We start from the raw sequence: 22,743 nt of genomic DNA, 5'->3' as shown, positions 1-22,743 counted from the left end.
AAGGTCATCGTACTTCTTGCGAATTTCCGTCAGTCTCTTCCTATAGGCCTCAGCATCGCCGTAATCAAGGAAGAGATGGTAGCGTGAATGGCGGCGGGCCTTTCCCGAGGCATGCTTGATCGGGCACCAGTACTGTTCCGTACGTCCAGCAATTTCCGTGGCATATGAAGCAAGGCCGTTGAAATAGCTGCAATAGTCGCAGTTCAGTCTTTCGATGAAGTTCAGGTATTTTAGGTAATGCCGGTCAAGGATGATATGATCTCTCCGTCTGACCTTGGGGATTCCGTAGATCGGGAAACAGATGGACTGATAGATCCAGAGACAGAGATCCAGGAGAAGCGCCGGGATTATCATCGTGTATATTACGGGCGCTGATAGGACGTTTGGATAAGAGGCCCTGATGATGTAAAGAAACCATGAACTCGCAATCTTCCTATGGAGCTCAAGAATCTCCTTTTCGAATATGACCTTACCTTTTCTGACGCTGTACCGTAACTCTTCCTCCCTCCGCCTCATTTCCACCTGAATGCTCTTTTCGAGTTCCCGTATCTCATCGAGAATCTCACTGAGTCGATCGCTCATGAATACCTCCTGTCCGACTTCCTTTTCCAAGGACTGTACCACATGCCACGAAAGAGAAGATAGTGGCACTACGCCCAAATAGCCTTGTGAAGGACGCGCGATTCGGCCCATCGTGCATTTCTCTTGGATTTCGAATAGCTCGAGCATTTCTTGAGCTGCTTCCCTATCGTTGAGGAATGTCCTTTCCGAAGTGTGGTTATCAGCAGGAAGAAAATCTGCTATACTGACCGAGAGGAGAACGATGAGGGCTCTGCCGACAAAGATTGTAGCTATCGTATTTCTTTTCTTCGTCGTGTCGAACTGTTCCAAAAATCAGCCTCTGAGTTCCTGGGAAAGACACTGCGAGGCCTGCCATGACGGAGAAACGGTTCTGAATGGAAAGGTTGTCATGAACAGGGAGGGGATGACGGCGAAATACAAGACCTTAAGCGAATTCATAAATGCCTGCGAAGGTTCCACATCTTGCATGAACATACTGAAGCACCAGGAGAAGTTGTTACGAGAGGTTGGAAAAGAAATCGGGATAAGAGATACTTCCCGGAAATGATCGGGTCCCTGCCCTAACCGCTGCGCTTACGAGAAGGAAAGCGCTATCCTTCACCCGCCGGAGCGTTTCGCTCTGCATCCGATCTTTTCGAGCATCCTCATGAGCGCGTCGCGATGGTCCCCCTGTATTTCGAGAGAAGCATCCTTAACCGTACCGCCCGTGCCGAGATCCGTCTTCAATCGCCTCAGGAGTATCTCCCGGTCTTTCTGCTCCATCTGCAGGCCAGCGATAACAGTCACGACCTTCCCCCCTCTGCCCTTGCGGTCAAGCCGGATCGTTACCTTCTGTTGCGCGGGCGGCAAACTCGTCCAGGGGACCTCTTCGGCGGTCTGCTGTTTTCGCGGGACCGCTCGTTCCGTTGAGTAGACCAATCTCGATTTTTCGTCGGACACGGTTCATTGTAACATGGGAAGGATATTCATGGAGAAGGGGATTCGGTTCTCATTTTCAGGACGATGACAACTCGGAGGGTAACGGTGACAAGCCTCATCAATATTTAAGAAAGAGCGGCTTATGAATCTTCGGCTTTTTCTCCCCGGACTTCTTCTGAGGGCGTGGAGAGCGACACATGGAGCAACGAGAATCGCAGCAATACTGACAAAAGGTGCAGTCGGGGCAGGGATTCTTTTGCTCAACCTTCTTGTCCATGGAATATATTCTACACCCTTCCACGCCTAAGATTCCCATGTAGGATAGCCAGGCGCCTTTTTTCTATCATCCGAGGTTGCGCTTCCGCTCCTGCTTCTTTTATGCTTATTCCCATGAACAGATGGAAAGACAATGTCTCTTTCATCCTCATCGAAACGATCCAGTCCGGGAATATCGGTGCCTCAGCGCGGGCGCTGAAGAACCTCGGATTCTCAAGACTCGAACTTGTTCGCCCTGCGGAATTCCCCTCTGACAAAGCCGGGTGGTTCGCCCACGGTGCTGAAGATATTCTCTCTAAGTCCAAGGTTTATGCCGAACTGGAGCATGCAATGAAAGACAAGACCGTGATCATCGGCACGACAAGGAGGGTTGGCAAGAAGCGAGGCATCGTCTATCCTGTCAGGGATGCGGCTGACAGGATCAGGCACCTTTCGGAAACTAACCGCATCGCCCTGCTCTTCGGAAGAGAAGACAGAGGGCTGACGAACGAGGAAACCGCTGCCTGTTCGTTCATGATCAGAATCCCTACCGCACCTGAAAACCCATCATTCAATCTTGCGCAGGCTGTGCTCATCGTAGCCTACGAACTTTTTTGCTCAGGTTACGCCCACGTCTCGCCGCCCTCCATTATCAGTAATAAAGAACTCTCGAACCTCTTTCGGAGACTGCGGAGGGTCATGACAATGATCGGTTATGCGCCGAAAGGCATCAGAGATGATGAGGAAGGAATCATGACAGACCTGAAACGCCTCATCGCAAGGATTGCGATCACGGAACGGGAGGCGCGCATGCTCCACGGTATCATCTCGCAGATAGAAAAAAGTGCGAGAAAGAACATCGGGTCGTAGATTGGGCAGATCGAATCCGGCTCAAGAAAGGCAGGAACAGAAAGGCGCGCTGCGCTCTGGGGGATCACCGAACACATACGTTCAGGAAGACACGCCTGAAGCTGGAATACCAGAATGACGCGGCGTTTGTTATAATGAAGAATATTGTCTCCTTTTATTCTGGCATACTGCACCGCGAAAGGCGCGAAGATATCTATCGAAAAGCAGGATTGTCGGGTGAAGAGCGAAAAGGACTCGAAAGAGACCTGACTCTCTGAGTGACTGAAAGGGACGTTTGCCGTGCTCCACGTATTTTGGGTCTTCATCTTGAGTTTTCTTTTGTTCCTTCTGTTTGGAGGGGCCCTCTCCCCTCTATGGATTCGCAAGGAGCAAACGCGAGCCTTCCATGCCAGACTGTTTAAGTGGTTTATCCTTGGCGGCGGAATAGTCCTTGCCGGCGTCGTCATCTGGACAGTCTTAAGTGACTTCCTCATCGGCAGGACTGAATCTAGGACGCTGGTCACCCTGGCTCTCTTTCTTTCCATCGTCTTGGTCGGCGCCGGCGGTAACCTGCTCTATGAGTTGTCTATCAAAAGACAGATGGAACAGATCCAGACGAAGAAACTCAGGCAGCGCTATCCCGATTCCCCTTGGAGGTGGAGCAAGCGGTGGCGGAGCAACAGGATCGAATATTCCGACAAGGCCGAGATTATCTTCAGTTATCTTACCGCAGCAATTATCATCACTGGAATAGCACTGGGCTTTTTCTTGAATACGGAGGGGATTCTCAAACGTTTCCAAGAAAACCGGATGGACGGTCTTGTCATTCTCTATGTTCTTGGCATGGGAGTTTTTTTTTCGGTCAGGTTTGCCGTGAGCTCCACGAACAAGTGGAGGAAATTCAAGCGATCTTCCTTTGTGATGTCTACCTTCCCGGGAGTCATTGGAGGAAGGCTTGAGGGCGAAATCCAGACGAGGTGCAGACGTGTCCCCTGCAGCGGATTCGATCTGAAGCTCTCATGCGTTGAAATGGACATCTCCTTTCGGAAATCCATCCATAGCATAGCGGAAACGGTTCTTTGGGAGTCGAAAAAGAAAGTCCAGATCGACGACATTCGAATGGGACCCTGCGGAATTTCATTCCCGGTCTCCTTCAATATTCCGGAGAACACAGAGGAGACCGACACGGTATCACGCGACAGGAGAATTCATTGGATACTGAAAGCAGATGGCGCCGGCGACGATCACTGTCTTTCTGCAGTCTTTAAGGTCCCTGTTTTCGGGGCAAGGCTTGAGCATCTTGACAACAGTCTCACATCCTCCCGCAGCTAATCCCTTTATTGAATGCAGCAGTATCATATCGATTTCATTAACAAAAAAGGGCTACCTTCTTATCACGAAGGTAGCCCCCTTGATCCCGTCACGGTATTAAATTTATTCCGTCGCCCTGATGAACTTGAAATAGACCATTACCCAATTGCCAAGCATGATCGCAATAATCGCCACCAAACTGGCAAGCGACATGGTGGACATTCCCGTAACACCATGCCCGAGGTTGCAGCCTCCGGCGATGACCGCGCCTATGCCCATAAGGATACTCCCAAAAAAGACAGTAATTATCTCCTTTGCAGGCGGCGTCTTCCACTTGAACTCCTCGAGGCCCCTGGCACTGAGCCAAGCGCCGAGAGGAACGGCAAGAATAAAGAATACGCCCCATGTACCCGTAAAGATCCCGATGAAACTGAATTCCCGGAATTGAGAATTTGTACTGTTGGTCAGCATCGAATAGAATAACTCTCGCAAGGGGGTGGTTATGGCAAGACCTCTCGGGGTGCCCCCGAAGACAGAAGAAACCTCCCATGCGAGTATGGTCAACAACCCTACAAGAATACCGGTCAGTCCCCATGCATAGCCCTTGCCGGACTTGCCGAAGGAGGGCTTTCCCTTAAAGACAAATGCAAGTATTACTATAGTAAAAACTGCGATTGTGCCCCATTTTGCTACCGTGCCTCCTCCGAAGAGATCCCAGATGGCTGGGTTAGTCACCCCAAAGACCTCAACTTTGAAGCTTTTCAGGTAGTCACGGACGGGACGGAGCATTCCGTCCGTTGTCATACCGATACCGAGGAAGAACCCGACGATAGCGATGAATGCCCCGATCTGGCCCTCTCCTAACCTGTAGACAATGCCGCTTGCACATCCGCCGGCAAGAACTATTCCGAGACCAAAGAGGAACCCGCCGAGGATATTGGCGATAGGAACGAAATTCTGACGCATCAGTTGAGTCGAAACAAAATGCCCCGCTGCCTGGTCGTACGTGAATATGAGCCCGGCGCTTTCCAGAACGTTCGTGCCTACGATCGCGACGGCAATGCAAAGCAGATATGCCCTAAAGAATGTGAGGTCCTGAATGAATATGATGTCCCTGAATGCTGAATTGAGGCAGAAACGCCCTCTCTGCAGAATAAATCCAAGCGCAGTCCCAAGAATTATGGCTGTCAAGGCCGAAATACCACTACCGAATGGCATACGTATCCCTCCCGATCATCATCCAAAAAATATTCGTACAGTCTTCCCGAAATGGAAATGCCGAAAATCTCTCCACGGTCTTCTTTTCCTCCCCTTTGCAACGAATTAACAGCTTGTTAATGATGGTGTTAACATTGTTTCGTAAGCATTCGTGAATTATAAGCATTCATGAATTAGTCTTCGAATAGTAACGTCTTTACCATCAAATTGTCAACGAAATTGTCGGAACATGAGGCAACTGATGAGACAATTGTAAGCGATTGAAACGCCACTGACCGTTATCAGCGACGTTTCAATCGCGCAATGCATTGACATCTAAACTATCCCGACTATCTATATCTTTGCTGCAGCTCCCTCCAGACCATAGACCTCGGTCGAGCCCTCTTCTTTGCCGATAAGAACCGGGACCTTGGATCTTCTTTCCACTTCGCTGGGCAGGGACCCCGCGATAAGCCTCAACATTCCCTTATTTCCATTCGCGCCGGTTATAACGAGATCAACCTTCTCTTCCTCGGCAACTTTCAGAATCTCGTCGGCCGCGATGCCGTCCCTGATCAAAGTCTTTACGCTGATTAACCCACCATCCTCAAATTCCTTCTTATAATACTTGAGGATCTTCTCCGATTCCCTGTCAAGCTTCTCCTTGTACTCGGTGCCCTTGAGAGACTCTCGCAGCGTTGAGAGCTCGGCATCTCCGAGCATATCAATCATTAGCGACTTCCCTTGCAGCCGCTGAACATGAAGGAGCAACACCTCTTCAGGCGGCCGAACCAAATTCTTGAAAACCGACAATACTGCCTTTGAACCCTTTGTGTCGTCTACCACTATCAATACCTTTTTCATATCTCCTCCTTTTCTTATCAACAAATAGAATTATCGCTATCTTCCGACAAACGTTCCCAAGAGAAACAAGCCGAGAACAATTGCGCCTGTAACAGAAACGGAAGCGAAAGCATCCCTCCAACTATATGGTTCTTCGCAAGTCGACGGTCTCTTTGCCACGAGCACCGGGACTTTTGTCTGTTTCTGTACTTCACGGGCTACAGAGCCGGAAATGACCCTGTTAAGCCCACTCCTCCCGCTATTACCAAGGAGAATGAGGTCAACGTTCTCTTCGGACGCAACCTTCAGTATCTCATCGCCGGGATGGCCGGCCCGTATTTTTGTCGTAACGCTGGCTGTGCCGCTATCCTCCAATTCGCCTTTATAGTAATTCAGGATCTTAGCGGCCTTTAGGTCAAGGGCTTCCTTGTGTTCCGTACCGTCCACAGACTCTTTCAAGGTAGACATTTCAGCATCGCCTAGCATGTCTAACATCAACGACCTTCCCTGCAGCTTTTGGACATGAAGCAAAATGACGTGTTCGGGCTTCTTTACTAAGTTGTAGAAAGTTGACAACACAGCAGTCGAGGCTTTGGTACCGTCCACTGCTATTAAAACCTTTTTCATTTTTCCTCCTTCTTCTTCATTTCACTTTTCTTACATGCAACTCGTTACGTTAACATTAACAAGCAAATCGCATGCCATATTTCTGATAAATTGATTTATCTTGTTATATCAATAAGTTGCCATAAACGTGCCATTATCTTATTGAAAAAATAAGCGTTAATCCGTTAACATTATGATTATCAGACTTTAACGGTGTTAACACCGCGCGAGTAATATTAGGACTGCCTAAACAATGATGTTAGATAAATTAATGAAGAACCCTCAATTTTTGCCTGAAGTCTTTGAGACCTTGAGAGACGGTCTCATGGTAGTAGATAATGAAGGTAATATCGTATTATTCAATCGTGCAGCTGAAGAAATAACCGGTTATCGAAAAGAAGACGTCATAGGGGGAAAGACTTCTATATTGCATTGTGAAGTGGAACCGAAGAAAACGGGAGGTGAGACGGACACACAACTCAAAGAATTCGGAGTCGCCTACAACATGGAGTGCCGGATAAGGTCAGGGGATGGTCGGTGGGTGCACCTTTTGAAGAATGTCGTCACGCTGAGAGACGAGGATGGCGAGATCATAGGGACGGTCGAGTCAATGACGGATATAACGTCTCTTTACAAAAAGGAGATGGAGCTGCAGGGCCTCAAGCAGGAGCTCAGACAGGAATACTGGTTCATGGGACTCCTGGGTAAGAGTGTGCCCATGCAAAGATTATATGAACATATTCGGAATGCCGCTATGAGCGAGGCCCCTGTTCTGATATACGGAGAGAGCGGGGCGGGGAAAAACCTTGTTGCTCGTGCATTGCACAAGCTGAGCAGACGGAAGGACGGGCCCTTCATGCAGATGAACTGTGCTGCACTGAATGAACAGCTCCTCGAAAGCGAGCTCTTCGGCCATAAGAAGGGAGCTTTCACCGGAGCGGTGAGTGACCGGACGGGAAGATTCGAGGCAGCGCATGACGGGAGCGTTTTCCTTGATGAAATCGGTGACATGCCTATGTCAATGCAGGTAAAGCTCCTGCGGGTTCTTGAAGAGAAAGTGGTGGAGCGAGTGGGCGACCATAAGCCAATCCCCGTTAACATCAGGCTCATATCGGCCACGAACAAAGACTTGACCAGCCTGATACAATCGGGGACGTTCAGGGAAGATCTTCTTTATCGGATAAATTCCATTACCATCAAGGTGCCTTCGTTGAGAGAAAGAAGTGAAGATATCCCTCTCATTGCCTTCCACTACCTGAAAAAGATATCTTCGATAAACAACAAGGAGATCACGAGCATCAGCCCTCCGGCCATGGAAATCTTAATAAATTTCCCGTGGCCGGGGAACGTGCGCAGACTCATCAATGCCTTGGAGCATAGCGTCGTTACGTGTAAAACTGATACGATTCAAGTTTCGGACCTGCCGGACTATCTTGTCTATGAGAAGAAAGCAGATGGGGGCGAAACCCGCATTGATCCTGAAAAAATCCGCGCAACCCTTGCGCTCTATAAGGGCAATAAGACCCTTGCGGCAAAAAATCTCGGTATCAGCAGGGTTACGCTCTGGAAGAAACTGAAGACGCTGGGGATGGAGCAATGAATGTGAGACATGCGCTAAGAGAGTATGGTTTTATCGTGGGGATATTTGCTGCTATTATTCTGGCACTTTTGACCCTGAATATCCATTTTCAGCGGTCGCTTAAAATGGAAATGGCCGAACAGTTCAACCACCAGCAACTCCTCCTCGCAAAAACGGAAGCATTACGCATTGAGAGCTATCTGAGCGTGATAAAAGAGGATATACTTCATGTCGCGCAGTTCGCGGCGGTGATGAATGTACCCAAGGAAGCCGATTTTCGCTTGCTTACTGACGCCGTTTGCAGGCATATCGGTGACATAAAAAGGCGGGTCGTGTTCCTGGATAGTGAAGGGAAGATACGCTTTACCCGGGGGACCATGGCGATTCAGGAATTGGACGACAAGTATTTCGCAAAAGCGGTGCAAAGCGGTTGCCAGGATGAAATAGCGATTGAGCAAGGTTCAAAGAGGCTGCGTCTCACCGCGCCCGTATGTCGTTCCGGCTCCCTCACCGGTGCGCTCATGGTCTTCATCGACTTGCAGGATATCGCCACGATGTTCCTCAGCCCGATAAAATCAGGCTCGCGGGGATATGCATGGATGATGGATAATAAGGGGGGTCTCATTTACCATCCGACTCAGGCGGATATGATGGGCAAGAATCTCTACCAAACCGATTCTTCGTGTTTTACCTGCCACAAGTCTTTTGATGCGGAAAAGAAGATCATCGAGGGGAGCGGAGACTTCCATGGAAGGTACGTGGCACCATCAGGTGAAGACAAGATTCTCGCCTTTTCCACCTTATCTGTCGGAAGTGCAAAGTGGATTGTCGCCGTGTCGGCTCCCTATACCGAGGTCACCATGCTCATAGGGAAATCGATGAAGGTTTATTCGCTGTTTGTTATGTTCATCGTCCTCACCATGGGGTTCACGTCCGTAATTCTCATCGTCTTTTTCCGGAAAAAAGCAAAGGCTGAAGAACTGGAGCATAAAGTCGATCTGAGAACAAAAGAACTCTCGACGGAGAAAGAAAAGCTCCATACCGTCGTAAGCGCCCTGGGAAGCGGCCTTCTCCTCCTCGACGCCCGGGGCAAGATACAATGGATAAACCAGACCATGAAGGATATTGCGGGCAGGGATATTTCAGGAAAGTCCTGCGAGGAAATTTGTTCCGACTACACCGTCGTCAGCTCCTATGAAGAGCATGGATTACAGACGGAAATCATATCGAATCTTTTTGGAAGAAGCGACAGATATTATCAGATGACCACAGCTCCTGTTAAGGCCGAGGACGGCTCAATAGAGGGGTATATCAAGCTGCTACAGGATGTGACAGAGATGAGAAGGAGCGAAGAGCAATTGATTCACTCCGAGAAGCTGTCAGCTCTCGAACGACTGACTTCCGGCATAGCTCAGGAAATAGGAAATCCTTTGACATCAGTTTTCGGTTTTGTACAGATGCTGAGGGAAATGGAAAATGACGAGCTGAAGAGAGAGACCATTGAGACCATATATTCGCACATGAAGAGAATCGCGGACATCCTGAAGCAACTTTCCAGTTTTTCAAAGATGCCGCCGCTGGAACTCAAGCCCGCAAGGGTGAATAACCTTATAGAGGATTCCCTTGCCCTCATGAATTATGATAAGCGAGTGCAGGACATCACCATCATGAAGGACCTCTCGCCCGCTATACCGGAAATCGCCACTGACAGCAACCAACTCCGCCAGGTTTTCGTAAATGTCATACTGCATGCCTCTGACGCAATGCCGCATGGGGGGACTCTCACCATACGAAGCAGAAGGGATAATGATAACGTTGTCGTCGATTTCGAAGATACCGGGCCCGGCATCACCCCCGAGGTTCTTAACAGGATATTCGATCCGCTTCAGACTGCAAACGAAATGGGGACAGGCCTCGGTCTTGCGGTCAGCTATCGCATTATTCGGAAGCTTAATGGAACCATGATGGCGGAAAGCGAACCCGGCAAAGGCTGCAGATTTGTGATTACGCTGCCGCTGAGGAAGGCAGACAAAGGAGTTCCCCACAACTGGAAGTAATAGCGGTGCTGGACAGGGATTCATTGAGCAAGGGCGGATTAATGAGTCCTTGCAACTGAACCTCGCCCGAAACAGCGACGATTCGACACTAATGACATAGTCTACCTCCCGCTTCGAGAGGATATCCCATCCAGATACTCATTCTTGGGAGGGCAGTCTCTATTGCAGGCCCGCTCAACCTGGTGTTCAGATTTCAAGGCAGAAATCCTGACCAGTTGCACGATCTGACACCCGAGAAATAATCGGCGGACTTGAGAGGTAAGACCCCTACTTAAGTTGTTTAAAACATATTATTTTCAGTATGTTGCTTCGTTGCTAAATAGTCAATTGAGATGTAACATATAGTTAAGAGAGGGAGCAGTTTTCGTATTCCCTTTTGGAGTCTTCGCAACACGGGCAGTTGAGTGGTAAGGAAATGGGGACAATTGATATGAAAGACAAAAAAATATATATGACAACTTTGCTTGTAGCCTTGGTTGCTATGGCAGGCGTAATGATAATGGGACTTGCCCCGGCAGTCGCATCGGATATGAGTGATGCACAGGCCGTGGTTGATAGAGCCAAGGTGACTTTTGATGACTTTATGCATGATAAGAACTACACATGGCTTCACGAAAACCTGGGGAGGGCGCGAGGACTCCTGATATTTCCACAGGTTCTTAAGGCAGGGTTTATCTTTGGCGGTTCGGGCGGTACAGGAGTTCTCGTTGTCAGGGATGAGAAGAGCTGCAGCTGGATGAACCCAGCGTTTTATACGATCGGTTCAGGCACGTTCGGCCTCCAGATAGGAGCCCAGTCAGCAGAGGTGATAATGATGGCGATGAGCAAGAGCGCCATTGATTCATTGCTGTCATCGTCGGTGAAGCTTGGAGGTGACACCTCTATTGCCCTTGGACCGGTAGGTGCAGGCGCAAAGGCCAATGTAACGGCTGATTTCATCTCCTTTGCAAAGGCCAAGGGACTCTATGCGGGACTCAACCTGGAAGGATCGGTTGTCGCTGTCCGGGACGGTCTAAACAGCGCCTACTACGGCAGGGATGTGAGGCCAGCTGATATCGTCGTAAAAAATGATGTCAAAAACAACGGAGCCCAAAGCCTTTTGAGCGCTTTAAAGAAAGAGTCAATATCTGTCAAAGGCGGGTGTTCTCGTTTTGCTGCTGTCCGATTTGAACAGTAAGCATCGGTTAACAGCCTGTTCACATATGATGTCCTTTTTCAGAAATGAAAAGGGACATCACTATGAGAAAGAGCATCGGTCTTTACCAGAAGAAAGGTATCGCGTAACTTTCTGGAAGATATCTCGGAAATAATCAATACGGAAATAAGTTATCTTTTGAATGAAGTTCGCAAACTACGCTAGTAGTCGCCGCTCTCGTGAGGAGAGTCAGCGGATCCGAGAAAAAAAACCGACATGTGGATTCTGGTATTTATTAAAGAACCTTCTTCCTGACTGTCTTTGCCGTCGACGAGATCCGCTTCGAGACTTTTTTCTCGATCTCCTTTGCCTTCTTCACGACTTTCTTTACTATCTTCTTTTCTACTCCTTTAGCCTGTTTCACTGCTTTCTTCAGAACTTTCTTCACAGTCTTTTTCTTTACCATTATTCCTCCTCAAGAACTCATTTTTTTCGATAGAGGCGAACCTCTCCATGGTGTGACAAAAGTTTATCAGGCATTAACGGTGCTGTCAATCGAAGCGCCATTACGGAGACGGATAAAGAATGTCATTTCCACGGTCTCATCTGTCAGTGTGACAACGCAGGGGCTTAACGCCGACAAATGACGGGTTCGGGGCCCTCAAGAAACTGGTATCGTTACCGGTCGTGGAGTATGATAAGATGAGATAAGGTAGTCCGCATGAAGAGGATATTACTAATCGTAGCCTTTCTCCATCTTATCGCCACTGTCGGCTCATGTTCTCAGATAGAGGGAGATAAACCCCAAAAGATAGAGGACGTCTTCCTGATAAATGGAGATCGCGTAAACGTCGAGACGTGGGTTAAAGATCTCGACGTACCGTGGTCCCTCGTCTTTCTGAGTGATGAGAAAGCGCTCGTGAGCGAAAGGCCGGGGACAGTGAGGCTCATCAAGAACGGCAAGGTTCGGGAAAAGGCATATGCGACGCTCAATGTCGCCGCTATCGGCGAAGGGGGACTCATGGGGCTCGCACTCCATCCGGAATTCCCCCGACAGCCCTATGTCTATGCCATGCATACCTATGAAAAAGATGGAAGGCTTTGCAACAGGGTCATAAGACTCAAGGACGACGGTGATACGGGGACATTCGACAGGGTCGTGATCGACAATATCCCGGGCGGCAGGTTTCACGACGGGGGAAGGATAGCCTTCGGTCCAGACGGAATGCTCTACATCACGACGGGCGAGACCTTTCAGGCAGACCTCTCTCAGGACCTGTCTTCCCTTGGCGGAAAGATATTGCGGGTGACTCCCGAAGGAGCAGTCCCTGCCGATAACCCCTTCAAAGACTCTCCCGTTTATTCTTACGGCAACAGGAACCCACAGGGCATCGCGTGGCAACCCGGCACAGGAAGACTCTTCGAATCAGAGCACGGGCCCTCAGGTGAATTCGGACATTTTGCGAATGACGAAATTAATGTGATCGTGAAAGGCGGAAATTACGGCTGGCCGGAGGTGATCGGCGCACCGGGCAAGAAACCCTATCTCGACCCTATCATCGTTTGGAAAAAGACTACCCCGCCTTCAGGCATAACATTTTATAAAGGACATCTCCTCAATTCTCTCAGGGGCAACCTTTTTGTTGCTACGCTGAAGAGCCAGGCCCTCATACGGATACAATTCGAAGGGAACGGGGAAAGACCCGCAAGAATCGAGAGATGGTTTGCCCGTAACTACAATGAAGGGAAATACGGAAGGTTACGGGACGTGGTCGAAGGGCCTGACGGAGCTCTCTACTTTCTCACAAACAACAGGGACGGAAGGGGACATCCGCTGCCGGGAGACGACAGGATTTACCGCATCGTTCCGAACAGGGTTCCTCCCCGGCAATGACTTCCGATCGCCGCTCGGCACCGCCTAGCCGTCGACGGTACGGGAAATATAACGATCTGCCCTCTTCTCTGCTATAATTTATATATCTATTCTATTCTTGATGCCGCTCGGTTAAGGAGTCGGAGATGAAAAGAAATGCACTTCTCTTTGTCCTTTCCCTCTTGGTCCTTTCGGGGTGCGCGGTGTCGCTTCTGCCCGAGACAAAACCTCTCGATGAAAAGGTGCTTGAAGGCGACGGAAAACAGAAAATACTCCTGGTGGATCTGGATGGCGTGATCTCCTTTAAGGAGGAGAGGGATAGTCTCCTCCATGGAACGCGACCCTCGAAAGTCGCTTCTTTCAGGGAGGCGCTCCTCAAGGCAGAGGCGGACCCTGACATCGCAGGAGTGATCGTAAGGGTCAATTCGCCCGGTGGTACCGTTTCCGCAAGCGACACGATCTATCATGAGATCATGAGTTTCAGGGAGAGAAGAAAAATACCCGTAACTGCTTTCATCATGGAGCTTGGCGCATCAGGGGGCTATTATGTGGCAGCCGCTTCTGATCGTATCGTCGCGAGTCCCACCGCGATAACAGGCAGCATAGGTGTTGTTGCCATGAAGTTCAATGTAGAGGGGCTTCTCTCAAAGATAGGGGTCTCCGAAGAGACGTTCAAATCGGGGGCCAAGAAGGACTTCTGGTCTCCTTTCCGCCCGACCACGGCTGAAGAGAAGAAGATGTTTCAGGACATCATCGATAAACTTTACGCCCGCTTCGTCGAGGTGGTCTATGCGAACAGGCAGAAACTTCTGACGGAACAGGAGGTGCGGGTCCTTGCCGACGGCCGCATATTCACGGCGGGAGAGGCCTTCGATGCAAGACTCATCGACCAGGTCGCTTATCTGGATGAAACGATAAACGGCATGAAGACGGCGCTCAATATCGAACATGCCAGGGTCATAACCTATGTCCGCCCCAAGGCCTTCAAGTCGACGATATATTCCGAAACGCCACCGTCCGGCCCGCAAGTCGTCAACCTTATCTCCATAAATGCGGAGGACTTCCCGGTGCCTTCAGGGACGCAATTCATGTATCTGTGGAACCCATGACCACCGGACGAAATTGGGAGACAAATACGATGAAAACCTCAAATAGTTTTTTTCTGGGAGGAGGCCGGACTTCCCTGTTCGTCGGTATTGGTGAGAGAAAAAATCTGATGTATTGTTAAGACATGGTATGAGATATATTGTGAAAATCTTCCTTTTCTTCCCCGTCTTGCTCACGGCGGTCTTCTCGCTTGCCCAAGCAGAAACCTGCAAGCCGACGGAACCCGATATGCTCGGACCTTTTTACAAGGCCGGTGCCCCGGTGCGATCGAGCGTCGGAAGGGGATACGTCTTGAACGGTGTCGTCCGGTCATCGAGGGACTGCTCCCCGATCAGAGGCGCGAATATTGAATTCTGGCTTGCCGGACCTGACGGGAAGTATGATGACAATCACCGGGCAACGGTCTATGCAGACAATGCCGGAGCATTCCGCTTCGAGAGCGACTACCCTGGTCATTACAATGACAGGCCCCCTCACATTCACGTACGCGTCTCTGCAGCCGGATTCAAGACGCTCGTGACACAGCACTACCCTGAAAAGTCCGCATCCGGTGCAACGCTGGACCTCGTATTAATCTCCGCAGAGGCACCATAGGCAATCCTATCTCAGACTATTTCTCGAATATTGTCGAGAGAAACTTCTCAAGCTCCTCCCACGACTTCCTGTCGGCTTCTGCGTTATAGCCGAGCGGGAGATTAAACTTCTTCGCGTATTCATCTGCTTCGGGGTTCGTGAAGCCGTGGATCGCTCCCGGATAAGCGATGAACCGATAATCAACTCCGGCATTCTTCATCTCGTTTTTGAACGCGTCAATCTGCTCGGGCGTGATGAACTTGTCATCCGCTCCGTGCAGCACAAGGACTTTGGCCTTCACCGCTCCGGGCTGGGCTGGTTTCACTGCGTTGAGGCCACCGTGGAAACTCGCGACCCCTTTCAGGTCAACGCCCTCCCGTGCCATGTTCAGCACCACCCCTCCTCCGAAGCAATATCCAATGGCAGCGATTCGAAGAGGGTCAACCGTCGGCTGTTGCTTGAGAAAATCGAGAGCTGCCATAAACCGGGCCTTTGCGACGTCAAAGTTCTTCATGAGCTCCGATGAGAATTTCCCCGCGTCATCAGGATGAATCGCCTGCTTCCCCCCGCCATACATGTCGAGAGCGAGGGCGGTATAGCCCATCTCTGCAAGCATCCTCGCACGCTTACGGGTATAGTCGTTCAGTCCCCACCATTCGTGAACGACAAGGACACCGGGTCTCCTGCCCGAAATACCCTTATCGTAGGCAAGGTAACCCTTCATCACCACCCCCTGCGCGCTGTAGCTCACCGCCTTCCCTTCGATATCCTGCTTTGCCGCAAAACCTCCAGCCGTTACGACCAGCGAAAAAATAAAGAGTACAGGCAATATCTTTTCCATGAAATCCTCCTTCCCTTGCATCCGTTTGCCCGAGATCAATATAGGCTCTGTCTAAAGTCTATCAGAAATCGGGGAGGGTACAAACATCCTCTTCAGAACTCTTGCCTCTTCCCGTCAAATAAATGAGAAGCCCAACGTTCGGAAGGATTCAGGGGTTTGAAGCTTCACTCGCATTTTCGCGTACTCTTTTTGCGAGTGGTTTTTGTAGACCCTCCCAGTGTAAAATAATAGTCATGAATATCAAGGAACAGTGCATTTCTTCGGTCTTCGTCCATCTCATCGCGGTACTGCTTCTCGCAGCAGTCTCGCAGTTTCATCCGAAAGCGCCTCCGGCCCTAACGGTTGCACTTTACGAGGACAACCCGGGGCTGACGACGGACGCCAGTCAGACAAGAACCGACGCGCAGATCAAGACCGCCAAGCCAGCGGAGGCAGCCGAAGAAAGAGCCGTCGAGACCGAGCTCCCGGCAGATAAGGAAGTGAACGATGAGGGAAAACCCCAGTCAATCACCGAACCGGCGAAGGGTCCCGAAACTTCTCCGACGACTACCGCGGACATGGCCGCCCAGGGACAGGAGATGACGAGGCTCGCACAGATCCACCACGCCTTTGTTTTCCGCGCCTCGACCTTTGCGGAAATTGCATCGGAGTCTATCAAGAAAGCTCTCCACAAGGGTATCGAAACTGACTACTCGGAAGGGGGGAGCGATGGCACGGCCGAGGTCTTGCTCTATTTCAACGACGAAGGAGGTCTCAGAGAGATCTGGGGAGCCACGACTTCCGAGAAACTCCATTCGCTCCTCGATCGGCTCGACTGGAAGTCTGTTCCCCTCCCCGGCGACTACAGACTCAAGTTGAAAGGCCTTCACGTAAAGATAAAGATCGAGCGAGGTGAACCCTCTCTGCTCCTGACGGCGCTCTAATTTTTCTCTCAGTTTGCTGACCTTCTGCGCGATTCCCTCTCCCTTATCGATTCTGCTCAAAGGGTCAGATACTCGTCAGGGGCGAGGCTCGTTGCCAACATCACCGTATTGATATCGCGATGGGCAGTCCAACTCCTCGCTTCTCTGCTCGGGCCCTGGAGCCAGAGAGTTTCGATGGTTTCAGTAATCGGCGCATGCCGCATCAGGGTTTCAACCCGCGAATCTATCCGGCGTTCCCTATCGAAGAGATCCGGCCTTTTCCTCATCAATCCGCGCATCTTTTCGACAGCGCGCAATCCGATCGATAGTCCGAGCTCCCGAAAGGCGAGACGGTATTCAATGGGAAGTTGCAGGAAATGCCTTCCGGCATAGGATTCCAAACCGACCAGGGAAGAATCCAATAAATTCTCGAACAAGTCGGTTTCTTCAAAATGACCCTTCGCGAACAGCTGGACCACCTTGCAGGCAATGCACAGGGCATCGCCTATTCCAAGGGGGTCGTCCGTGGCCCAGCTTTTCCCTCTGCAGATAGCGGCCATATCGGCAATCTCGCCGGAGAGGTCCGGCAACGTCGATCCTCCGGCAATTTCGCCCGCGCTAGCCTGAAGCTCGTTGTAAGTGATATATCCGTCGAGAGGATCATGGTGACCCATAGATGGCACGAGAGGATAGGAAGGGTCTATGCTCATCTTCCAGTACATACGTCTCTGCCGTTGCGACAACGGGACGTAGGTGAACCTTGCATGGACCGTTTTCGCCAGCTCCATCGCCCACGTAAGGTACGTTGCATCCCCCGTGATCCGGCTGACGCGATTCAGGGCATGCATCCACTTCGTCAGGTAATGGTAGTACTGCCCGTCCCGGTCCCTTTCCAGGTCTTCATCAAAGGGATCGGAAGGCCTTCGCTCGTTCATCTGTTTACCGATACGCAAACCGCCTATGGTAGGATGCAGTCTGCCTTCCTGCTCTCCGAGCCCGCTGATCCAGCCGTTTCGCGTGTCGTCTTCACGGTGTCTGCCGAGTATGGCATGGACCTGATCGACAAGGCTCAGCGCGAGGCGGCGATAGTGCTCATCACCTGTATCATGATAGAGCTCAAGGAAGTTGCAAACTGCGAAGGCGTCAGTCCATAAGTATCGACGAGGAGGCTTCTTGTCGGATAAGAGTCCCGTACGATCGGCAAATTCGATCATAAGCTCCCGAACCATAGACAGAGAACTCTCCCGTTTCACTTCTTTACTTTCAAGAATCGGGGCTTGGAAGCTTTCAACAAAGATGGCGATAGCATGGCTATGGAATCATCAGCCTGAAGCCTTTGCTGAACGACTGCCGGGGTCTCCCTGTTGCCTGTGTCTGTGCGGTCGATATTCGCTGTCTCTTTCAGTTTTTCCGGGCCGCTCGCTGCTTCGGAACGTGGCTCGGACCGGTTGTCCTCACCTCTTAGATCAAGTCTATCGCGAAACCTCATACTGTCAAGTTCTCCCGATTCTCAGAATGTGTCACGCTCTTTTTGTCGCATAAGATACAAAAATCCTGCGAATGACGAACAACGAGAGAGGCTTTTCTCCATTTCGAACGGTCAACCTAGGAACTGCGAAAGGTTAAGCGAGCAGAATCAATACCGGACGGAAAGCACGACAAAGGCGCTGGTGCTGTTCTGGACGTTCACGACGACCTCATCGCCCTCCTTCCGCCGTAACAACGCTCTGGCCATAGGTGAGTCGATGCTGATAAACCCCTTTTCAGGATCGAATTCATCAGGACCGACAATGCGATATCGGAATACATTTCCATCGGTGTCCTCAATTTCAACCCAAGCACCGAAGAATACCCTTGAGGTGTCATCGGGTATCCTGTCAACGACGATCAGCTCGCTCAACCTCCTTGTGAGAAACCGTATGCGGGAATCGATCTGCCGCAGTTGCTTCTTACCATAAATGTACTCAGCGTTCTCCGAACGATCGCCCATCGCAGCGGCATCAGCAACAGCCTGAGTAACCTGGGGCCGTTTATGCTTCCATAAATGGGAGAGCTCCTCTTGTAATCGACTTTGGCCTTCCGGCGTGATATAGGGCGAAATACCCGTCTTCCCATGTACTGGCTTTTGCATTTCTCCTCCAGTTTATTATACCGGAATCGCTTTTTTCTCTTGGAGATGGGACGTAGATAAGCGAGTCTCCTCTCCCCTTTTGGCCTCCACGGGTAGCTCCTCCATTGACAAGCGGTTTCTTTGAGATAGACTTTAATCAGAGTCCGTGACAGGAGAGAGACCGAATAATCTATGAAGTCAAACCTCTTCGTAGCTATTTATCGAGGGTTGCGTCTGCCCTCTCAAGGGGCGATCGACCTACCTTCTGAACTTTTCAGGAAGCGGTCTACGGGATGATGCGATGGTTCTGAAGACCAGATGCAGATGGGTTACCGATGACGAACTCGTCAAGAAGTACCATGACAGGGAATGGGGGGTGCCTCTCCACGATGAGAGAAAGCTCTTCGAATTCCTGCTGTTGGAGGGGGTGCAGGCCGGGTTGCGTTGGCCTATCATCCTCAGGAAGAGAGAACATTACCGGCATGTCTTTGATGGATTTGATGCAAAGATGATCTCTCGTTACGATGAAAGAAAAGTCGAATCGTTGATGAAAGACGAGGGGATAATCAGGAACAGACTGAAGATCAATGCAGCCATCTGGAATGCCCGGGCCTATCTCAGGGTTCAGAAGGAGTACGGGAGCTTCGACGCGTACATCTGGCAGTTTACGGGCGGCAAACCGAAGGTGAACTCGTGGAGGATCGCGAAGGAAGTTCCCTCAAGAACACCTGAATCAGATGCCATGAGCATGGACCTTTCGAAGCGGGGGTTTGCCTTTGTCGGTCCGATTATCTGTTACGCCTTCATGCAGGCGGTCGGAATGGTGAACGACCATACGACGGGCTGCTTCAGATACCGTGGACTCAGTCATCCGTCGTCTTCATCGTAAGGAACTGCCCATCGATACTGTCGAACTCGCTCGGTATCTCATCGGCAAGACGCTTATCCATGACCTCCCCGTGGAGAGGTTGATGGGACGTATTGTCGAGACGGAGGCATATCCGGTCGGTGATCCGAGCGGACACGCCTTTCGCGGACCAACAAAGGGCAATCGGTCTCTCTATCTCGCTCGAGGACATGCCTACGTCCACCTCGCATACGGAACCTCGTATCTTCTCAACATTTCGAGCGAGCTGGACGGTATTGGCGCCGGGGTGCTTTTGCGTGCACTCGAACCTCTCGATGGAATCACGTTAATGGTGCGCCATCGCCGCACAAGAAGGGTGCTCGACCTCGCCAGGGGCCCGGGCAGACTCGCCTCGGCGATGGGTATTGATAAACGATATGACGGTGCCGACCTCTGTGCAGGCGGGCCGCTCCGGCTCGGAAGAGAAGTGAGAGAATCCGGCCCCATTGGGAGGAGTGAACGCATCGGCATCACACGGGCCGCCGACCGCATGCTTCGCTTCTATGAGCGAGGCAATCCTTTTGTGAGCGGTCGGCAGCGCCTACGTTCTTAAGACGGTTCCGCCTGCCGCATCAGGACGACTTGGTTCCGGCCTTCTGAAGCTCCACATAATGCGCTGCAGCCAGTGCTGCAATACATCCGTCAGCCGCAGCAACGACGATCTGGTTCGCAAACTTCTGTCGCAAGTCACCGGCGGCAAAGATGCCGGGAACGTTCGTAGCACACGTATCGTCCGTAATTACGAAACCCCTTTCGTTCATCATAACTTGAGGGGGGATCAACTGATTATTCGGTGAATAACCAATAAAGATGAAGACTCCCTCCGTCTCGAATTCTCCCGTTTCCCCGGTGAGGACATTCTTGAACGCAACGGCGCCAACGGATTTTCCGTCACCCTTGATCGCGGTAAGGGTCGTATTCCAGATGATTTCTATACCACGCTCGCTCATCAGGCGACCCTGAAGTATTTTGCTCGCGCGGAGCGCATTTCCCCTGTGAACGAGGTAGACCTTCCTCGTGAGTTTCGACAGGTACAGCGCCTCCTCGACTGCGGTGTCGCCCCCGCCGACAACAACAACGGTCTTATCTCTGAAGAAGAACCCGTCACAGGTTGCGCAGTAGGAAACGCCGATGCCGAGGTATTCTGCTTCACCGGGGATACCGAGTTTCCTCACCGAGCCGCCCGGCGCGAGTATGAGGGCTACGGTCTCGAGCAGATCACCGTTCGCAAGCCGGACCGAATGCAGACCGGCGCCTGCATTTACCGTCTCGACCTCCTCCTGGATTATGTTCAACCCGAATGACTGAGCCTGATGGACGAGCTTCTCAGCAAGGTCGAATCCGGTTATACCCTCCAGGCCCGGGTAGTTCTCGACATCTTTTGATATCGCGATCTGACCGCCGATCAAGCCTTTCTCGAAAAGGACCGTTTTCAGCGCAGCCCTCTTGCAATAGAGGCCCGCCGCGAGTCCCGCAGGACCCCCTCCGACAATGATCGCCTCATAAATCTCGCTGTTCGCCATGACACTTACCTACAGGGCAATTCCCGCTCCATCCGGATTCAGGATGGAATCACCTAATAGTCAAATATACCATAAAAATTGGAAAGTTCCCAAGGCAGCTATTGCGTTGCTATGAACACTATTCGTGTAAAACCGAGATAAAGGAAGTAGAAAGAAAATAAGAGAAGCATTCCTTAGTATTTGCAAATTTCTGCCCACATCTTGTCAATAAACGAATATCCTCATCAAAGTTTCATGATTGCGCAAATGCATGCGCAGTTGTAGCATGAAATCAGGAGTGATGAATACGAATATTCGGACCTTCAACAGAGGGGCAGCTTATTGGGTCGACAAAATGAGGTGAATACGATGTTACTCGAATTAGACCAGAAAGAAAGAGAGACGCTTAGGCGTGCCCTTGAAGTTCTCGAAGTGGAGCTTGAGGGTGAAAAGGCAAAAACCGATAGTCGCGAATGGCGCGCTGCTCTCCGCGATGAGGAGGATTCGGTGAGAAGACTCCTCAAGAAAGTTGTCTGAGAGCATAAACGGGAAGGGGAATTCAAAGAGGGAGCTTTCCCTGAGACGTAGCGTTAGAAAGGAGGCAATCATGAAAGTATTGTCCTGCAAAGATATAGGCGTCAACTGCGCCTTTCAAGCGCGGGGAAGAACCGTAGACGAAGTTCTTAAGAAGGCTTCTGAACATGCCAAGAGAGATCACGACATAAAAGAGGTCACAAAAGACTACCTCGATTCGTGGCGCCCGAAGGTACACGATGAAAGAATCAGCTGAATCGAATGATTGAACGGCATCGAATGAGTTTCATCGCATGCCGTTTTTTTTCGCTCTTCGGCAGAATGGAATAGATCTCCTCGGGCGAGACGCAAAGAGATGGGGCATAAGCCCCTTGCATATTCCTGCTCCTGTCATTATCATGTACGTATACGTGATTTCTGCCAAGGGCGGTTTTGTGGAAAGCTACGAACTTGAGAGCATACAGAATGAGATCTGCGACGAAGATGTCGCGGCTGCTGTCAGGGACCTGAAACTCGGCGTTACCCTCACGGCAGAGGACCTCCAAAAGATATACGCGGTCGCCTTGAGACACGCGCAAGCGCGTTGTGCGTCCTCGATGCGGGTCCGGGACGCGATGACGCGCGATGTCCTTTCAGTCAGCAAGTTCGACGATATCAGCCTTGCGGTGAAGCTCCTGTCAGAAAAAAATATCAGCGGTCTTCCCGTCGTCGACAGAGAGAGCCGCGTCGTCGGCATAATCTCCGAAGCGGACGTCGTTTCGATGGTCGGATCGCGGAGGGCGCACACTTTTAAAGAAATATTGCGTTCTATCGTCGGTCATCCTCTGCCCGAGCGGAAGATGGGACATCTCGTGGGAGATATCATGACGTCGCCGGCGATCACCGTCTATCTCGATACCGAGATCAGCGAAGCCGTGCGAATCATGGACGGCCGCAGGATACGACGACTGCCCGTTGTAGACAAATACGAAAGACTCATCGGCCTTATTTCACGCTCTGATATCGTAAAGGCGATGGGGAAAAAGCTTTCGGGCGGTGCTCCCGATTCCGCAAACCAATGAG

25 protein-coding genes are annotated in these 22,743 nt (G+C 50.9%); 15 read left to right on the top strand and 10 right to left on the bottom strand.

All coding sequences use genetic code 11. The annotated features are described in order from the left end of the window. Nucleotides 1-582, bottom strand: a 582-nt coding sequence (locus VEI96_01165; protein HXX56593.1) for a hypothetical protein, incomplete at its 3' end; no start/stop codon positions are given. 241 nt (nt 583-823) lie between these two features. Here VEI96_01165 and VEI96_01160 point away from each other — a divergent pair. Continuing rightward, a complete protein-coding gene (locus VEI96_01160; protein ID HXX56592.1) occupies nt 824-1,129 on the top strand; it encodes a hypothetical protein in 306 nt (101 codons plus the stop codon). Nucleotides 1,130-1,179: 50 nt separating this feature from the next. Here VEI96_01160 and VEI96_01155 read toward each other — a convergent pair whose 3' ends face one another. Next, nucleotides 1,180-1,521: a hypothetical protein gene (locus VEI96_01155; GenBank protein ID HXX56591.1), complete on the bottom strand. Its 342-nt coding sequence runs from the start codon at nt 1,519-1,521 to the stop codon at nt 1,180-1,182. Nucleotides 1,522-1,890: 369 nt separating this feature from the next. Here VEI96_01155 and VEI96_01150 point away from each other — a divergent pair, with 369 nt between their 5' ends. Together VEI96_01150 and VEI96_01145 are read left to right on the top strand one after the other, a co-directional pair. Beyond that, entirely contained in the window at nt 1,891-2,625 is a 735-nt protein-coding gene (locus tag VEI96_01150; GenBank protein ID HXX56590.1) for an RNA methyltransferase, read from the top strand. Between the two features lie 279 nt (nt 2,626-2,904). Beyond that, the gene (locus tag VEI96_01145) at nt 2,905-3,936 is read left to right on the top strand and encodes a hypothetical protein (protein ID HXX56589.1); all 1,032 of its coding nucleotides are present in this window, start codon (nt 2,905-2,907) and stop codon (nt 3,934-3,936) included. A 102-nt stretch (nt 3,937-4,038) separates the two neighbouring features. On the opposite strand, the gene VEI96_01140 is transcribed toward VEI96_01145, so the two are convergent. The 3 genes from VEI96_01140 to VEI96_01130 all read right to left on the bottom strand — a co-directional run bounded on the left by VEI96_01140 (nt 4,039) and on the right by VEI96_01130 (nt 6,582). Further along, entirely contained in the window at nt 4,039-5,133 is a 1,095-nt protein-coding gene (locus VEI96_01140) for a YeeE/YedE family protein (GenBank protein ID HXX56588.1), read from the bottom strand. A 333-nt stretch (nt 5,134-5,466) separates the two neighbouring features. Next, entirely contained in the window at nt 5,467-5,976 is a 510-nt protein-coding gene (locus tag VEI96_01135) for a universal stress protein (protein HXX56587.1), read from the bottom strand. Nucleotides 5,977-6,012: 36 nt separating this feature from the next. Further along, on the bottom strand, nt 6,013-6,582 hold the full coding sequence (locus VEI96_01130; protein HXX56586.1) for a universal stress protein: 570 nt from the start codon (nt 6,580-6,582) through the stop codon (nt 6,013-6,015). A gap of 232 nt (nt 6,583-6,814) precedes the next feature. Between VEI96_01130 and VEI96_01125 the strand changes: the two genes are divergently transcribed. The 3 genes from VEI96_01125 to VEI96_01115 all read left to right on the top strand — a co-directional run bounded on the left by VEI96_01125 (nt 6,815) and on the right by VEI96_01115 (nt 11,374). Continuing rightward, entirely contained in the window at nt 6,815-8,161 is a 1,347-nt protein-coding gene (locus VEI96_01125; protein HXX56585.1) for a sigma 54-interacting transcriptional regulator, read from the top strand. Then, on the top strand, nt 8,158-10,197 hold the full coding sequence (locus tag VEI96_01120) for an ATP-binding protein (protein ID HXX56584.1): 2,040 nt from the start codon (nt 8,158-8,160) through the stop codon (nt 10,195-10,197). The genes VEI96_01125 and VEI96_01120 overlap by 4 nt, the downstream gene beginning before the upstream one ends. A 430-nt stretch (nt 10,198-10,627) precedes the next feature. Next, entirely contained in the window at nt 10,628-11,374 is a 747-nt protein-coding gene (locus tag VEI96_01115) for a lipid-binding SYLF domain-containing protein (GenBank protein ID HXX56583.1), read from the top strand. A gap of 253 nt (nt 11,375-11,627) precedes the next feature. Here VEI96_01115 and VEI96_01110 read toward each other — a convergent pair whose 3' ends face one another. Then, nucleotides 11,628-11,798 (bottom strand): hypothetical protein, encoded by a 171-nt coding sequence (locus VEI96_01110; GenBank protein ID HXX56582.1) that lies wholly within the window; start codon nt 11,796-11,798, stop codon nt 11,628-11,630. A 255-nt stretch (nt 11,799-12,053) separates the two neighbouring features. Between VEI96_01110 and VEI96_01105 the strand changes: the two genes are divergently transcribed. The 3 genes from VEI96_01105 to VEI96_01095 all read left to right on the top strand — a co-directional run bounded on the left by VEI96_01105 (nt 12,054) and on the right by VEI96_01095 (nt 14,906). After that, on the top strand, nt 12,054-13,226 hold the full coding sequence (locus VEI96_01105) for a PQQ-dependent sugar dehydrogenase (protein ID HXX56581.1): 1,173 nt from the start codon (nt 12,054-12,056) through the stop codon (nt 13,224-13,226). A 125-nt stretch (nt 13,227-13,351) separates the two neighbouring features. Then, nucleotides 13,352-14,314, top strand: coding sequence for a signal peptide peptidase SppA (gene sppA, locus VEI96_01100; protein ID HXX56580.1), 963 nt, complete (start codon nt 13,352-13,354; stop codon nt 14,312-14,314). A gap of 139 nt (nt 14,315-14,453) precedes the next feature. After that, entirely contained in the window at nt 14,454-14,906 is a 453-nt protein-coding gene (locus VEI96_01095; GenBank protein HXX56579.1) for a hypothetical protein, read from the top strand. A gap of 16 nt (nt 14,907-14,922) precedes the next feature. Here the strand turns inward: VEI96_01095 and VEI96_01090 are convergent, their stop codons facing one another. Beyond that, nucleotides 14,923-15,726 carry a dienelactone hydrolase family protein gene (locus VEI96_01090; GenBank protein ID HXX56578.1) on the bottom strand — a complete coding sequence of 268 codons (804 nt, stop codon included), beginning with the start codon at nt 15,724-15,726 and terminating at the stop codon, nt 14,923-14,925. 233 nt (nt 15,727-15,959) lie between these two features. On the opposite strand from VEI96_01090, the gene VEI96_01085 reads away from it, so the two are divergent. Then, the gene (locus tag VEI96_01085; GenBank protein ID HXX56577.1) at nt 15,960-16,649 is read left to right on the top strand and encodes a hypothetical protein; all 690 of its coding nucleotides are present in this window, start codon (nt 15,960-15,962) and stop codon (nt 16,647-16,649) included. A gap of 56 nt (nt 16,650-16,705) precedes the next feature. Here the strand turns inward: VEI96_01085 and VEI96_01080 are convergent, their stop codons facing one another. Next, nucleotides 16,706-17,857, bottom strand: a complete 1,152-nt coding sequence (locus VEI96_01080) for a hypothetical protein (protein ID HXX56576.1) — start codon at nt 17,855-17,857, stop codon at nt 16,706-16,708. A 407-nt stretch (nt 17,858-18,264) separates the two neighbouring features. Further along, the gene (gene greB / locus VEI96_01075; GenBank protein ID HXX56575.1) at nt 18,265-18,759 is read right to left on the bottom strand and encodes a transcription elongation factor GreB; all 495 of its coding nucleotides are present in this window, start codon (nt 18,757-18,759) and stop codon (nt 18,265-18,267) included. Nucleotides 18,760-19,039: 280 nt separating this feature from the next. On the opposite strand from greB, the gene VEI96_01070 reads away from it, so the two are divergent. Together VEI96_01070 and VEI96_01065 are read left to right on the top strand one after the other, a co-directional pair. Next, nucleotides 19,040-19,627 (top strand): DNA-3-methyladenine glycosylase I, encoded by a 588-nt coding sequence (locus VEI96_01070; protein HXX56574.1) that lies wholly within the window; start codon nt 19,040-19,042, stop codon nt 19,625-19,627. After that, nucleotides 19,596-20,198: a DNA-3-methyladenine glycosylase gene (locus VEI96_01065; protein HXX56573.1), complete on the top strand. Its 603-nt coding sequence runs from the start codon at nt 19,596-19,598 to the stop codon at nt 20,196-20,198. The genes VEI96_01070 and VEI96_01065 overlap by 32 nt, the downstream gene beginning before the upstream one ends. A gap of 19 nt (nt 20,199-20,217) precedes the next feature. On the opposite strand, the gene trxB is transcribed toward VEI96_01065, so the two are convergent. Further along, nucleotides 20,218-21,168 (bottom strand): thioredoxin-disulfide reductase, encoded by a 951-nt coding sequence (trxB, locus tag VEI96_01060; GenBank protein HXX56572.1) that lies wholly within the window; start codon nt 21,166-21,168, stop codon nt 20,218-20,220. A 348-nt stretch (nt 21,169-21,516) separates the two neighbouring features. Between trxB and VEI96_01055 the strand changes: the two genes are divergently transcribed. Genes VEI96_01055 through VEI96_01045 form a run of 3 tightly spaced genes read left to right on the top strand, consistent with a single transcriptional unit; the run spans nt 21,517 to nt 22,742 of the window. Next, a complete protein-coding gene (locus tag VEI96_01055) occupies nt 21,517-21,684 on the top strand; it encodes a hypothetical protein (GenBank protein HXX56571.1) in 168 nt (55 codons plus the stop codon). Next, a complete protein-coding gene (locus VEI96_01050) occupies nt 21,677-21,937 on the top strand; it encodes a DUF1059 domain-containing protein (protein HXX56570.1) in 261 nt (86 codons plus the stop codon). The genes VEI96_01055 and VEI96_01050 overlap by 8 nt, the downstream gene beginning before the upstream one ends. A 37-nt stretch (nt 21,938-21,974) precedes the next feature. Next, nucleotides 21,975-22,742, top strand: coding sequence for a CBS domain-containing protein (locus VEI96_01045; protein ID HXX56569.1), 768 nt, complete (start codon nt 21,975-21,977; stop codon nt 22,740-22,742). Nucleotide 22,743: the final 1 nt, after the last annotated feature.

Source organism: Thermodesulfovibrionales bacterium (assembly GCA_035622735.1).
Classification (GTDB): domain Bacteria; phylum Nitrospirota; class Thermodesulfovibrionia; order Thermodesulfovibrionales; family UBA9159; genus DASPUT01.
The sequence above is the reverse complement of the archived record's forward strand: the minus strand, read 5'-3'. Positions and strand labels throughout refer to the sequence as shown.

Excerpts from the sequence above, each read along its gene's own strand:
- VEI96_01160 (HXX56592.1), top strand. The coding sequence starts at position 824 with ATGAGGGCTCTGCCGACAAAGATTGTAGCTATCGTATTTCTTTTCTTC.
- VEI96_01150 (HXX56590.1), top strand. The coding sequence starts at position 1,891 with ATGAACAGATGGAAAGACAATGTCTCTTTCATCCTCATCGAAACGATC.
- VEI96_01140 (HXX56588.1), bottom strand. The coding sequence starts at position 5,133 with ATGCCATTCGGTAGTGGTATTTCGGCCTTGACAGCCATAATTCTTGGG.
- VEI96_01135 (HXX56587.1), bottom strand. The coding sequence starts at position 5,976 with ATGAAAAAGGTATTGATAGTGGTAGACGACACAAAGGGTTCAAAGGCA.
- VEI96_01130 (HXX56586.1), bottom strand. The coding sequence starts at position 6,582 with ATGAAAAAGGTTTTAATAGCAGTGGACGGTACCAAAGCCTCGACTGCT.
- VEI96_01125 (HXX56585.1), top strand. The coding sequence starts at position 6,815 with ATGATGTTAGATAAATTAATGAAGAACCCTCAATTTTTGCCTGAAGTC.
- VEI96_01120 (HXX56584.1), top strand. The coding sequence starts at position 8,158 with ATGAATGTGAGACATGCGCTAAGAGAGTATGGTTTTATCGTGGGGATA.
- VEI96_01115 (HXX56583.1), top strand. The coding sequence starts at position 10,628 with ATGAAAGACAAAAAAATATATATGACAACTTTGCTTGTAGCCTTGGTT.
- VEI96_01110 (HXX56582.1), bottom strand. The coding sequence starts at position 11,798 with ATGGTAAAGAAAAAGACTGTGAAGAAAGTTCTGAAGAAAGCAGTGAAA.
- VEI96_01105 (HXX56581.1), top strand. The coding sequence starts at position 12,054 with ATGAAGAGGATATTACTAATCGTAGCCTTTCTCCATCTTATCGCCACT.
- sppA (HXX56580.1), top strand. The coding sequence starts at position 13,352 with ATGAAAAGAAATGCACTTCTCTTTGTCCTTTCCCTCTTGGTCCTTTCG.
- VEI96_01090 (HXX56578.1), bottom strand. The coding sequence starts at position 15,726 with ATGGAAAAGATATTGCCTGTACTCTTTATTTTTTCGCTGGTCGTAACG.
- VEI96_01085 (HXX56577.1), top strand. The coding sequence starts at position 15,960 with ATGAATATCAAGGAACAGTGCATTTCTTCGGTCTTCGTCCATCTCATC.
- VEI96_01080 (HXX56576.1), bottom strand. The coding sequence starts at position 17,857 with ATGGTTCGGGAGCTTATGATCGAATTTGCCGATCGTACGGGACTCTTA.
- greB (HXX56575.1), bottom strand. The coding sequence starts at position 18,759 with ATGCAAAAGCCAGTACATGGGAAGACGGGTATTTCGCCCTATATCACG.
- VEI96_01070 (HXX56574.1), top strand. The coding sequence starts at position 19,040 with ATGGTTCTGAAGACCAGATGCAGATGGGTTACCGATGACGAACTCGTC.
- trxB (HXX56572.1), bottom strand. The coding sequence starts at position 21,168 with ATGGCGAACAGCGAGATTTATGAGGCGATCATTGTCGGAGGGGGTCCT.
- VEI96_01055 (HXX56571.1), top strand. The coding sequence starts at position 21,517 with ATGTTACTCGAATTAGACCAGAAAGAAAGAGAGACGCTTAGGCGTGCC.
- VEI96_01045 (HXX56569.1), top strand. The coding sequence starts at position 21,975 with ATGCCGTTTTTTTTCGCTCTTCGGCAGAATGGAATAGATCTCCTCGGG.